The sequence below is a fragment of the Novosphingobium sp. genome (assembly GCF_019748365.1).
Classification (GTDB): Bacteria; Pseudomonadota; Alphaproteobacteria; order Sphingomonadales; family Sphingomonadaceae; genus Novosphingobium.
On sequence record NZ_JAIEPN010000184.1, the window covers coordinates 1 to 12,331 of the forward strand.

The 12,331-nt window shown below is 60.2% G+C and carries 13 protein-coding genes; 7 read left to right on the top strand and 6 right to left on the bottom strand.

Features of this window, described 5'->3' with window-relative positions:
* Together K5Q19_RS19930 and K5Q19_RS19935 are read right to left on the bottom strand one after the other, a co-directional pair.
* The coding region (locus tag K5Q19_RS19930) for a type IV secretion system DNA-binding domain-containing protein (protein ID WP_292948742.1) at positions 1–1,076 on the bottom strand (1,076 nt) is incomplete at its 3' end.
* Complete coding sequence (locus K5Q19_RS19935) at positions 1,069–1,359, bottom strand: hypothetical protein (RefSeq protein ID WP_022675496.1); 291 nt, start codon at positions 1,357–1,359, stop codon at positions 1,069–1,071. The genes K5Q19_RS19930 and K5Q19_RS19935, both read right to left, overlap by 8 nt.
* Positions 1,360–1,854: 495 nt before the next feature.
* Between K5Q19_RS19935 and K5Q19_RS19940 the strand changes: the two genes are divergently transcribed.
* Positions 1,855–2,121 (top strand): hypothetical protein, encoded by a 267-nt coding sequence (locus K5Q19_RS19940; RefSeq protein ID WP_292948745.1) that lies wholly within the window; start codon positions 1,855–1,857, stop codon positions 2,119–2,121.
* A gap of 52 nt (positions 2,122–2,173) precedes the next feature.
* Here K5Q19_RS19940 and K5Q19_RS19945 read toward each other — a convergent pair whose 3' ends face one another.
* From K5Q19_RS19945 to K5Q19_RS19955, 3 genes are all read right to left on the bottom strand, one after another.
* The gene (locus K5Q19_RS19945; RefSeq protein WP_292948747.1) at positions 2,174–2,428 is read right to left on the bottom strand and encodes a hypothetical protein; all 255 of its coding nucleotides are present in this window, start codon (positions 2,426–2,428) and stop codon (positions 2,174–2,176) included.
* Between the two features lie 443 nt (positions 2,429–2,871).
* Positions 2,872–3,438, bottom strand: coding sequence for a hypothetical protein (locus K5Q19_RS19950; protein WP_137775974.1), 567 nt, complete (start codon positions 3,436–3,438; stop codon positions 2,872–2,874).
* A gap of 248 nt (positions 3,439–3,686) precedes the next feature.
* Positions 3,687–4,679, bottom strand: a complete 993-nt coding sequence (locus K5Q19_RS19955; RefSeq protein WP_039330724.1) for a DUF2493 domain-containing protein — start codon at positions 4,677–4,679, stop codon at positions 3,687–3,689.
* A gap of 708 nt (positions 4,680–5,387) precedes the next feature.
* Here K5Q19_RS19955 and K5Q19_RS19960 point away from each other — a divergent pair.
* From K5Q19_RS19960 to corA, 6 genes are all read left to right on the top strand, one after another.
* On the top strand, positions 5,388–5,873 hold the full coding sequence (locus K5Q19_RS19960; RefSeq protein ID WP_039330721.1) for a hypothetical protein: 486 nt from the start codon (positions 5,388–5,390) through the stop codon (positions 5,871–5,873).
* 469 nt (positions 5,874–6,342) lie between these two features.
* Positions 6,343–7,674 (top strand): dicarboxylate/amino acid:cation symporter, encoded by a 1,332-nt coding sequence (locus K5Q19_RS19965; RefSeq protein ID WP_292948751.1) that lies wholly within the window; start codon positions 6,343–6,345, stop codon positions 7,672–7,674.
* 197 nt (positions 7,675–7,871) lie between these two features.
* Positions 7,872–8,081 (top strand): twin-arginine translocase TatA/TatE family subunit, encoded by a 210-nt coding sequence (locus K5Q19_RS19970; RefSeq protein ID WP_292948753.1) that lies wholly within the window; start codon positions 7,872–7,874, stop codon positions 8,079–8,081.
* An 85-nt stretch (positions 8,082–8,166) separates the two neighbouring features.
* The gene (locus tag K5Q19_RS19975; RefSeq protein ID WP_292948759.1) at positions 8,167–8,970 is read left to right on the top strand and encodes a TerC family protein; all 804 of its coding nucleotides are present in this window, start codon (positions 8,167–8,169) and stop codon (positions 8,968–8,970) included.
* Between the two features lie 134 nt (positions 8,971–9,104).
* Positions 9,105–9,848, top strand: coding sequence for a class I SAM-dependent methyltransferase (locus tag K5Q19_RS19980; protein ID WP_292948755.1), 744 nt, complete (start codon positions 9,105–9,107; stop codon positions 9,846–9,848).
* Positions 9,848–10,822 (top strand): magnesium/cobalt transporter CorA, encoded by a 975-nt coding sequence (gene corA, locus K5Q19_RS19985; RefSeq protein ID WP_292948757.1) that lies wholly within the window; start codon positions 9,848–9,850, stop codon positions 10,820–10,822. Before K5Q19_RS19980 ends, corA begins: the two co-directional genes overlap by 1 nt.
* Before the next feature lie 588 nt (positions 10,823–11,410).
* On the opposite strand, the gene K5Q19_RS21985 is transcribed toward corA, so the two are convergent.
* Positions 11,411–11,731 carry a zf-TFIIB domain-containing protein gene (locus K5Q19_RS21985; RefSeq protein ID WP_365760355.1) on the bottom strand — a complete coding sequence of 107 codons (321 nt, stop codon included), beginning with the start codon at positions 11,729–11,731 and terminating at the stop codon, positions 11,411–11,413.
* Positions 11,732–12,331 lie beyond the last annotated feature (600 nt).

The following is a 12,331-nucleotide window of genomic DNA, read 5'->3' on the forward strand; positions in this document are numbered from 1 at the left end:
TAGGCAAGGCCGCCGTTCGAGCGGATGCCGAGCCTGATCATCTTCATGCACATTTCGACAAAGATTGTGCGGGCCGACTTCTGCCAGAAATCATCGTCCGCATTGCGGCCGCTCGGGACCAGCGCGCTGGCGGCACTCATGAACTCGGCATAGTTGTCGCAATCGTTGAAGATCGACCAGGGCTGGCAACGCTGATCCATCGGATTGAGAATGAAGTCGGTGGTCTCTTCGTAGAAGCTCTCGACGAAGGTCCCGGTGAGGTCGAAGATGACGCACCGATGGCCCCGCGCGCGCGCCTGTGTGACGATCTTCTTGAGCTCGGTTGTCTTGCCTGCTCCAGTGGTGCCGATGAACATCGCGTGGCTCTGCTCGAGGCGCCAAGGGAACGGGACACCAGCCAGCCTGTAGGGTTGGTGAAGTCCGCGGCGAGTGCGGCTCTTGAGGGTCTCCTTGAGAACCGCATCGGGATCCTCTGCCGGAACCCGGGCAAGGCATTCCTTCTGGTGCTCATTCCAGTTGTACTGCTTGATCGCGGCAATGAGCACATCACGCTCGACCTTGACCGCACCGCGCTCATGGCGCTCGGTGAGAATCTCTGACCCGCGGCGTCGCGAGTAGTCAAAGAACCAGATCGTCAGCGGCACGCAAATGAAGACCGATCCCAGCATGGCTGAGACGGTCACTTGAATGGCCTTTCCCCATGCCGCCATCACGGCGGGATGAAAGGGCACCATATGCATCCGGCCCTGCACCATATCGCCCGACGGGAGGGTCAGGTTGACGGACTTCATGGGGTTCAGTCCGACCCAATTCCAGAACTCCGCAAGGACCCGCATCAGAACAAGGTTCACCTCATGGTCCTTGAAGGTGATCGCAACGAGCAGGGACAGCAGACAGAGCGTTGTCCCGGCCCATGTGTAAAGAGGGATACGCACCCCTGCCCAGGTCATCAGAATCTGATGGTGAAACAGCTGCGATCCGCGAGTGAAATTGCCGGCATTTCGCTTCACTTTTCCGCGCGCGGAGTCGTGAGTCAGCGTGACGGCTTTCTTGCTGAAACGGATGTCCTCACGCATGGTATTCACGCACGTTGCGCAGAGCCATATCGATGAGCTCGTTGACGTCCTCGGGGTATTGCCGTTCAACCAGAAGCGACAGCGCGAGCTGAGTATGCTCGAGGATCGTCAGAGCGCGTTCGGCATTGAGCGCGATGCCAAGGTTGAGGAGGGGGAGGCCAACGGCAATCGAAGCCCGGATCGCTTCAGCCCGCGAAACACCCTTGCTGGTGGCAAATGCATCCAGCTCGCGCAGCACCTCCTCGGACAGACCGATGCCGATGCCTTTGAAGACTTTACCCATGCAAACCTCACAAGGTTATGCATGGCTTGGATACCGCAGGCGCATTTATACCGTAGCCGAAACGCCATGAAAAGCGCTTTGCGATCCGAAACATGTTGCGGCGCTATCTCTCTGATTTCACATGCTTTAGACGTTCTCCGTAAGTGCCCGAAACATGTTTCGCCGATCCCCGGGGTCGCCTATTTGCGTCTAACCTCCTGCAATTAAACGTGATTCGTTCCGAAACGCCTTACGGTCAAACCGTGTTCGGTGTGCTTTCTCAGGGACTTGGCGGCTATGTGCTGAGATCAAAGGTTTGGTGGGAGTCGCATGTCGGAGGTGGCATTCCGGAAGGAAGCCAGGCCGAAGGCCGGCGTGCCCCGATATCGGAGACTGCACTGTATCGACGACGATCGGCAGTGCCCGTCTCGAAGCCTCAGCTGCGGGGTGTCATCACGATTGTCCGCGAGGGCGCAGAAGCATCAGACAAAAAAACGTCTCGATTTGACTCCACAGATGGATATCATCTGGCAGTCAAACGAGACGCGAGGATTAGGCCTTATGGTGTCAAAGGTTGAACGCGAGCGCGCTGCTTTGGAAGCCGCTGAAAAGGAGTTGGCGGAGCGCAAGAAAAAGCTCGCTGAACTCGAACAGGAAGAGGCGGAGGAGCAGCTCGCCAGACTGGTGCGAAAGGTGGGGCAAGACCGGGCAATCCAGCTGCTCGAACTCGCCGTCAAAGTGAAGCCCAAAGCGGCGATCGACGCGCTGGCCAAATTGGGCTGAGGGGCAGAGTGACACAAAGACCTTTGGGTGCGGCGACCCGCACCCGTGAGGCTCAGTATTCGTCGCCCATCTTCCCGGCTGCGGTGTAGACGATGTCGTCGATCAGATGCAGCGGAAGCTCACCGTAGTCCCCTTCCTCGATCAGCAGATATGAGCCGTCTCCGGCCTGGACCACGTGCACATCGAAGAAGGTGTGATAGGAGCGCCGTTCTGCCTGCATGATCTTCTCATCGAGTGCGATGATGTCGGTATCGATCTGACGGATCGTGGCGGTGTCAGCTTCATAGGCTTCTGCGGTGTAGCACATCGTTGCCTCCTGTCATTGGCGGCTCGTCCGCCATGCCATGAAGCAGCGCTCCGGATGTGCTCGGGTCACCGGAGCGAAGCGGAGGCTTGACCGCAAACTGGTCGAGTGGTGCGGAAGTCCGCTTGCGGACTTCCCGGTCGGCCTGTTTGTGGTTGACCCGGGCATGTCCGGAGTGCTCATGGCGATGGTGGTGGACGGGCCATTGGCATGAGGCTGAAGTCGGATTTACACCGCGCCTTGGGAGCGTCGCCGTCTTCGCGCAGAGCGCTGGTTCCATGGCATGAGAAAAGGGCACCACGACTTGAGGCCGGGCACCCTTTTCCCTTGCCGAACGAGCGGGAGGCTGTTCGTCGATCGACCTGAAACTGGTTAGCGCTGTGTATTCAGAAACGGGAGCAAGATTGCCATTCAGCGGATGAGCAGTGCTTTACCTGAGAGCGCGCTCACGGCGCCCATTCCATTGTTGGAAACTGTTCGCCGCAATCGGTGTATGCAAGGACCGACAGGCTTTCGAAGACGGTCTCGATCTGGGCACTGCGAAAGGCTTCAGCGGTATGGTGATCGCTAAGCAGGGCACGTAGCGCATCCAGCGAGATTTCCCCCTCTGAACCGTCGCCCTGCCCCAGTGCCCGCACAACCTTGGCGGAAAGTTCCGATGGCAGCGGGATGTCGCGCGCAAGGGCGATATGCTCGGAGACCATGATGGTGATCGGGGAGGGTCCGCCGGGGCAGTGGACACGCAGCGTTCGCCCAAGAAACTGCGCCTCCTCGACAATCGCAATCACCTCGGCGCGCCAGTCAAAGCAGGCGGCAAAGCTTGCGAGGGAAAGAGAGTTCGCGTTGACTTCGAAGTTGAGCGGTGTAGCCGAGAATTCGTGACTCTCGGTTTCGATGTCGGCATGGCCCGCGTGCAGCCGCCGCATCAAGCTTGCGAGCTCGAGCGCGGAGATTTCCGCAGGTTCGGAATGGAGCCGAGTGGTCTTGTCCTTCACCCTGAATGTGACGAGCATCTTTACCTCCTGCTGCTGCTCGCCATCTTGCTTTCCCCCTCCTCTTTTAGGGGTGAGGACCGGATACTGAGCGGGGCCATTCTCACCGATCTCGGCCCGCCCTTTGCATGTTCCAATCGGCGCTTAGCATCTGGCACCAGCGGGCTTCCTCCGTGACGGGCAAGGGGGGTTCGATGCCCCCTGAGCCCGTGCTCGCACGAAAGAAGATTGGAAGGCCCCGGTCAGAGCCGGAGCCTTCCATAAAGCGCTCATGCGAGGCTGCGTGAGCCTGGCTTGCGCTGATCACTGATGCGCCGGATGTGGAGCGGCACTCCCGCCTGGCGGAGGCGCTGTGCCAAGTTGGACTGGATGCCGGAACCCTCGCCGATAATCGCCTCGACCGGCCCCAGCTTCACGATGTTCTCATTGCGCAAGAACGGGGCACGGTTGCCGTGGCGACGATCGGGCATGAAGAGGATGGTTTGCACCCCGTTCCGCTGTGCCCAGGCATTCGCCATGGCATCGACACCCTTGCGCATTCCGGTCGTCCCCAGAACCATCGTTGGGATGCGGGCCTTGATGTCATCGAGGATCTCCCAGATCATCTCGAAGTCATGCCAGTCCTGCTGGCCGCCAGAGACGATCACTAGCGGACCATCGGGCTGGAACTGTGCCCGCCGATCTCTCGCCCGAGCGGCAAGGTAATCCTGTGCCTGGACCTGCGAGGCGGTCACACCATTCTTGCTGACCTGCGACCCGCGCGTGGCTGTGAATACCCGGCCTGTTTCGACCCGGTAGACGTCGGCAGCATGGTCCCGCATTGCCTCGAGGGCTTCTCGGCATCCTTGCAGGGTCTGGCAGAGCGCTTGTGTCTCCTCGAGTTCCACGGCGTAGATCTCCGAAGGATCAAAGTGACGAGCGACCTCACCCAGCTTCTTGGCGGCATCGTCTTCGCGCCCCTCGGCCAGACGGGCGGTCATGTGAAACGAGTTGACCATGCCCCAGGCAAGTTGCTGCGCGAACTCCTCCATGCGCGTGTCCTTGAGGACATCGAAGATCGTTCCGATAGCCATCTCCACGGCGCGGCGCGCCATGTCGGGATCCGGCATTTCAGCTGCGATCGGTTCATCGATGATGCTCAGCTTGGCAAGATCGCTGTGCTCGACAAAGGCACCGTCGTAGGATTCGACGATACCGTCACGGCTGTCGGCGAGTTCGATGCGCGCATTGGCGAGATCAGCGAAGCTGTTGAATTTCTGCATGGGTAGCCTCCGATTGTTGAAATCGTCCCCACATCGGGAACGGCCGACAACCCATCGGTTGGGAGGCGTGCAGTCAGGGACGGCGAGCCATGCTCGCCGCCGCCATGGCGGGCGTGGGGGTGCCGATTTTCTGCGCACTTGCCGCAAGCGCAGCGCAGCAGGCACGTGTGTGGAAAATTGGGGGAACCGCGATCCTTGACGAGCGCCGGAGACCGATATGTTTCGGCAGGTGTTCCTGTGTGTGGAAGAGACGTTCCCGCCCCCGAGCAAGAGAGACGAAGGCAGGCCCGGTCAGGCGCATCAGCGCCACGCCGGGCCGCCCCTTCGGCCCTGCGCAGGGGTTACAGCGGGAACACCACCAATCTTGAGAGGCCCTTTGGCGGGGTTGGTCGGCAGGCGACGGACTGCCAGGGACGATGCCGCAAGGCCGGCAGCGCCGCCGCGCGGGCGGCGAAGTCAAGCGCAGCGACAGCCTGAGCCGATCCTTGGCCGGACGGAAGATGCCGAATGACCCGCCTGCGCGCCGCTGCGCGCATTACGGTCGGAAAGCTCCGACGGCGAACGCCTTCCTGACAAGGAAGGGCGCGTTCGCGGGTAAGGGGCGCTGCCCTGCCCGGACGGGCGGCGGCGCCGGGGTGCGGCAAAGCAGCTCCCGCGTTCATGTAATGAGCCCATTGTCGGCCCCCGCAATGGCGCTATGTTCGAGTGATGGCCGTCTGGCAGTTCGTCATCAACCTGATCCCTGCCTCTGCGGCGCGTATCGCAGGGGTCGACGCTGCACGGATGAGCCGCACGCAGCTCGAGGAGGCTGTTCTGGCGCTGCCAATCGCAGAGGCGGACGTGCTGTTCACGAAACTCGACGCGCTGTTGCCCGAGAAGCCGCGATCCTACACCGGTCTCCGGGTGTGGGGTGACGAGCCGAACGACGACATCCAGGTGAGCTTCGATGAGCAATACATCGAAGAAATCCAGGTCCGCTTCGACGTGGCAGATATCTCGCTGCCATTGATCGGCGGGGTCTGCGAGCTCGCGCAGTATTTCGACTGCGTCTTTGCAACGCCGGAAGGTGCGATGATCCAGCCAAGCAGGGAAGCTGTGATCAGGACGGTTCTCCAATCGGACGCAGCGCATTTCGTGCAAGATCCTCCGGGCTTTATCGGAAAGGCGGTCCGTCTGGATCGGAAGGACCGATAGGGTCCTTTGGCAGTGCCCGGCTACATTCCGCGAGGAGCATGACCCGTACTTGAAGCGGCCCGGCAGTTTCGTTCACGTCGCTACCGAAAGCCGACATTCTGAAAGCGACCCCATTGTTGCCGCTCTCCGACTCTTTGCAGGACGATGGTGAAAAGGCGCCGCAGATGGCGGTCGCTCTGTAAACCAAAATTTCTCATGCACCGCTCGGCAGTTCTGGTAAACATCACGATCCCGGACGGCGAGCCGTTGGAGGTCAAAATAGCCCCAAAACGTATGTCTAATGAGGGCAGACAATCACAATGTCTTCGGCATTTTCGTCGAAGACACATCCAGATGTAACGTCGAGGGAGCCGGGCTTCGCTTCGCCGCCATCGCTGCCCGTGGGCGAAGCGGTGTTTGGCTCTGGCGTCGGCGCCGGACGCCAAGTAAGGGGTGACTTGAGTTCAAGCGCCGAAAGAAAACAAGCATCATGGATCGCAAGCTCACCCTCTACATTCTCATCGGTATGGCACTGGGCGTGATCGTCGGCCAGATGCTCAACCAAATGGTGCCGACCGAGGTGATCAAGGAGTCGATCGCGCCGTGGTTCAAGCTGCTAAGCGACATCTTCCTCAACCTCATCAAGATGCTGGTCGCGCCGCTGGTGCTGTCGACCATCGTCGTCGGCATCGCCCATATGGGCGACAGCGCCGCGCTGGGGCGGATCGGGGTGCGGGCGCTGACGTGGTTCATTACCGCCAGCCTGATCTCGATCGGCCTTGGCCTGATCCTGGTTAACCTGTTCCAGCCCGGCATCGGCGCGCCGATCCCCGATGTCGCCGAAGCCGCCGCCGCTGTGGGCGAGGTAAAGGAACTGAAGGCGACCGATTTCATCCTCTCGATCTTCCCCAAAAACGCGGTCGAGGCGCTGGCGACCAACAACATCCTGCAAATCTTGGTCTTCTCGATCTTTGCAGGAGTCGCGCTGTCCGCCATCGGCGAGCGGGGCAAGCCGCTGGTCAAGGGAGCGGACGCGTTGGCAGAGATGATGCTTCAGGTGACCGGCTACGTCATGCGCTATGCGCCCATCGCAGTGTTCGGCGCACTCGCCAATGTGGTCGCGGCAAGCGGGCTGGCGATCCTTGGCACCTATCTGACCTTGCTGGTCGAGTTCTACCTGTCACTGGTGCTGCTGTGGGTGATTCTGCTCAGCGCAGGCGCTGTGTTCCTGGGGCGGCGCATCTGGGCGCTGATCCGCTATATCCGCCAGCCACTGATGATCGCCTTTTCGACCGCATCATCGGAAGCCGCGCTGCCCAAGCTGTTCGAGCAGCTTGACCGGTTCGGCGTGCCGCGCCGGATTTCAGGCTTCATGCTGCCGCTGGGCTACAGCTTCAATCTCGACGGCTCGATGATGTATATGAGCTTTGCGACGCTGTTTATCGCGCAGGCATACGGCATCGATCTCAGCATCGGCACGCAGATAATGATCCTGCTAACGCTGATGATTTCGTCCAAGGGTATCGCTGCTGTGCCGCGCGCTTCGCTGGTGGTGATCACCGGCACGTTGGCGATGTTCGGGCTGCCGGTCGAAGGCGTGGCGATCATCCTTGCGATCGACCAGTTCCTCGACATGGGCCGCACCGCCACCAACGTGGTCGGCAACGCGGTGGCGACGGCTGTCATCACCAAATGGGAAGGCATGCTGGAGGTGGAAGAGCCGGATTTCGTCGAGCACCCTCATGCGCCCGCCTACACGGCAGCCGATGGCCGAGCCGGGCTTGAACTCGATCCCAGCAATTTCGAAGAAGGCAAGCCCTGAGTGGACTGGGAATCATGCGGTGCGTCGGGCCAAAGCCGTATCGATCATGGCAAAATTCACGGGGCGGATGGTCAATTTGATTGTCCGCGTCCTGGCAGCATCTGGGTGCAGGGTTGGCTGATGTAGCGGGTGTTGCAGTCCGGGATCGGGAAAGATAAAGGCTCGTCAGAAAGAGCAATACAGGAGCGACGAAGGTCATGGGCAGCATGTCGATCAGTCACTGGCTTATCGTTGCAATCGTCGTGCTGGTGCTCTTCGGGCGAGGTCGAATTTCCGAGACGATGGCTGATTTCGGCAAAGGCATCAGCAGCTTCAGACGCGGAATGAGCGAGGACGATCAATCGGGCCAACGGGCAGACGAACCGGTCCCAAATCCTCGGCTTGACCAACAGATTGAGAGGCCCTGACTTTCCAATCGTTGGCTGGTGATGAAGCGGATCGCTTTACGACCGGTCCTTGCATCCGAACCGGGCTTGTTTCAGAGGCAGTATCATGGAAATCGTCGCTCTTCTGTCTGACCCGGCCGCCTGGCTCGCCCTGCTGACCCTGATCGCACTTGAGGTTGTGCTTGGGGTCGACAACCTCATTTTCATCGCGATCCTGTCAAACAAGCTGCCCGTGCACCAGCAAGAGCGTGCGCGCAGGCTTGGCCTGATGCTCGCGTTGGGGATGCGGATCGGGCTGTTGATGCTGATCGGTTGGATCGTGACGCTCCAGCAGCCGCTGTTCGATCTCGGTATCGTAGGACCGCCGGTCGAGGGCACCAACAAGGCAAGCTTTGAGACCGCCTTTTCAGGGCGCGACCTTATCTTGCTGGCGGGCGGACTGTTCCTGCTGTGGAAGGCTACCAAGGAAATCCATCACTCGATGGAGCCGAATGACCCATCCGGCGATCTGCTCGACAAGACACCCGGCGTCGCGGCTGCGGCCACTGCCAGCTTTGGCGCGGTGATTGTTCAGATCATTGCCATCGACCTTGTATTCTCGGTGGATTCGATCCTTACCGCCGTTGGCATGACCGACGACATTCCAATCATGGTTGCAGCGGTGGTGATCACTGTTGGTATCATGCTGTTCGCCGCCACGCCGCTCGCACGCTTCATCGAGACCAACCCGACGCTGGTCATGCTAGCGCTCGCCTTCCTCGTGATGATCGGGCTGGTGCTGATTGCCGACGGCTTCGGCTTCCACGTGCCCAAGGGCTATATCTACGCGGCGATGGGCTTTTCGGTGGGGGTCGAACTGCTCAACATCGTGCAGCGCAACCGCCGTCGCCGGATTGCAGGGCTGGGCTAGAACCACGCCGAGACGCCGGCATAGCTCTGCACGCCCGCGCGGACGTCGAATGAACCACTTGGCGAAGCGGATTTCGGTTCGCAATCAGAGCGTGATGCCGCTAATGGGCCGTCCCTCATGTTCTGGCGCAAACAATGACCACCAAATATCTTACCGGGCTGCTCGCAAAGGATCTCTCGCACGCAGGTCCCGCTACGCGGACCACTGGCGAAAAGCTGTTCCAACTGAGCTTTGCCTTGGTGCAATGGCCCTGGCTGCTCAAAAGCCTTTACGGCGGGACCACGGCGCAAAAGGCAGCCTTGCTTGAACGCGTTGGGCTGGAAAGCGATGCCTTGCCGCATCTGGGAAGCTGGAAAGCCGATACCTATCTGCTGCACCGGATCGTCGACGAGATCGAAGCCCGCCAGCCACAGGTTGTGGTGGAACTGGGTTCGGGGGCAACCTCGCTGGTCATCGCCAAGGCATTGTCGCTGCATGGAGGCGGCGCTCTGTATAGCTACGACCAGCACGAACCATTTGTGCGGCAGATGGGAGAATGGCTGACAGAGCACGAATTGGCGGCGCGGTTCTATCATGCCCCGCTCGGGCAGCGTGATCCGGCATGGCCGGGGCTCTGGTATGACCTGCCCGAGATACCCGCGACAATCGAGATGCTGATTATCGACGGCCCGCCGTGGGCGGTGCATCCCTTTGCCAGAGGCATGGCGGAGCGCCTGTTCGACCGGGTTGCGCCAGAAGGCATCATTTTACTCGACGATGCGGCGCGTCCCGGTGAGCGGATCGTAGCCCGGCGATGGCGCAGGAAGTGGAGAGATTTAGACTTCACCTTCGAAGGTGGAGGAACCAAGGGGCTGTTGATCGGACGAAAGGGGCGTTGATGGCAATCATTGCAGCACGCGACTATCGCGAGGGACGGGTCGTGGGCGAACCGCTTGCGCAGGGCAAAGTGGACGCCCGTGACCAACAACCTCCCGATGCGTTCGCGTGGGTCGGTCTGCTCGATCCTACCTCTGAAGAAATGTCTGCCTGTGCCAAGCGCTTCGGCCTCCATCCGCTTGCGGTCGAGGACGCGCTGCACGCGCATCAGCTTCCCAAGCTGGAAATCTATGGAGACCAGCTCTTCGTCGTTGCGCGCACCGCCAAGATGGAGGCCGGACATATCAGCTACGGTGAGACCGCCTTGTTCGTCGGGCGCAACCATATCGTCACCGTCCGGCACGGTTCCGACCAGGGCCATTCGGCGCTCCGAGAGAAGCTCGAGACACGGCCAGCGCTGCTGGCGCACGGAGTGGACTATGTGCTTCATGCTCTGCTCGACATGATTGCCGACAACTACTTTCCGGTCATCGATGCCGCGGGCGAGATTGTCCAGCGGCTCGAACAGAGTGCGCTCGATTCCGCGCTGACCCGCGCCGAGATGCGCGAACTTTTCAACCTGCGGCGCGACCTGTTGCTGCTGCAGCGAATGCTGATTCCCATGGAAGAGGTCTGCGAAAAGCTGGCGAGCCTCGATTTGCCCAATATCGACCCCGAAGTGCGCCCCTATTTCCGCGACGTGCTCGACCATGTCAGGCGTGTCTCATCGCTGGCAGCGCTGCACCGCGAAATGCTCAATTCGGTAATGGAGACCAGCGCCTTGATCGTAGCCCAGCGCCAGGGCGAGATTACCCGCAAGCTGGCCGCTTGGGCGGCGATCCTCGCCGTGCCGACTGCGATCGCTGGAATTTATGGGATGAACTTCGAGAACATGCCCGAATTGCGCATGAAATATGCTTATTTCGCCGTGCTCGGGACTATCGCGTTCATATGTCTGATGCTTTTCCTACGCTTTAGGAAGTTGGGCTGGCTATAGCTCGTCTAGAAATACGCCCAAGCTCGATGTGGATAGAAGGCCTGCCGATTGGGCGATGCCGCGGTCCGCGAAGCGCGAGGCGTTCGACAAGGTCAGGGCGGGCAAAGCAGATTCTCGCCTTTTCACCCAGCTGCGGCCATGCCCGGCCACCCACCGCGATCCTCAAACTTGACAGACAGCTTCAGCAGGTTTTTTGCCAAAAGCGCCGTTCATCTACCGCCCCCTTTGCGGACATCTGCGAACGCGCTATCTGTTCGTCATGGATAACAGCACGTTGAAGGGTCGCCTACGCGGACTCGGTGAGCGTTACTACCTGATGGTGGGTCCGCTCCTTTTGGTGATTGGAGTGGGCAGCAATGGCTCACCATTTCTAACATGGACGGCAGTCTCGCTACTTTCTTTATTGACGATCAACAAGGCCTTTGGTCCTGCGTTCATAACCGTTTTACACCCGGTTTCGGTAATGAAGCCGAAGCTTATCGCTTCCCGAAAGCTGACGCTGTCATTGCGACAGCGAGCAGCATGCTGACGCGCAGCTGCATCCGGGCCAATCGAGTTGCTCGCAGTGCGCAGGCCCGCTTTCGACGATCAGTCAAAAATGTCGAAGATCGAACTTCGCTTCTTTCGGTAGCCGCTGCGATCGCCATACTCGCCGCGTTCCCCATATTCTCCACGCTCGCCACGTTCCCCGCGCTCGCCATGGTCTCCATAATAGGGTTGCTGTGGCGGAGGTGCGCGGTTTTGGCTGGGTGGGGGCGACGCGTTGTCCTGCGCTCCGGCCATAAGCTTTTCCAGCTCCCCTCTATCGAGCCAAACGCCGCGGCAAGTCGGGCACATGTCGAATTGCACACCGTCGCGGTCAACAGTCTGCATCGAGCTGTTGTCGTTAGGGCATAGTAGCAGGGGCATGAGAGTGTCCTTTTAAAGCAACGCGTCGAAGGCGCTCGGCTACCGAGCTTTACGAAATTTCACGATTGACCCTCTATCAATAGCTTTGCCTTAGCACACAATGGGTAGGCGGCTCAAACACCTGATGATGGCCGGCGCTTCGGCTTGAAGTCATTTTGCGAAAAGCTGACAGTCAGGATTCCACCCACTTCCGGTCATCCGGCGCGATCAAACTGCTTCCCTAAACCGGACATAAGAGCATACCCTGCGGAACCGAAAGCAACGCATGGCTTGGGCAAAGCTCACCGCGCCAGCGATCGCCACCCGAACGGGCCGAGACCCGGCAGGGACTCGGTGACGCCGGTCGCAGACGCAGCACACGAGCAAGGCTTGTGTGCTGCCGGCAGCCCGGCGGAATAAAGTGCGATGCCGGCCATAGGCCGGCAGGCGCCAACCTCCCCTTCGGCATCCCTTGACGATAAAGTTCTTTATATGTTCTCGGTGGCGTATGGGAACCAAACGCCTCGATTCTGTCGCCGATCTCGTTCGTCATGGCCTCAATGCGCAGATCGAGTGCGGCCGCTGCAGGCGTGTAGTCATCATGCCGGCGGCCCGGCTGCG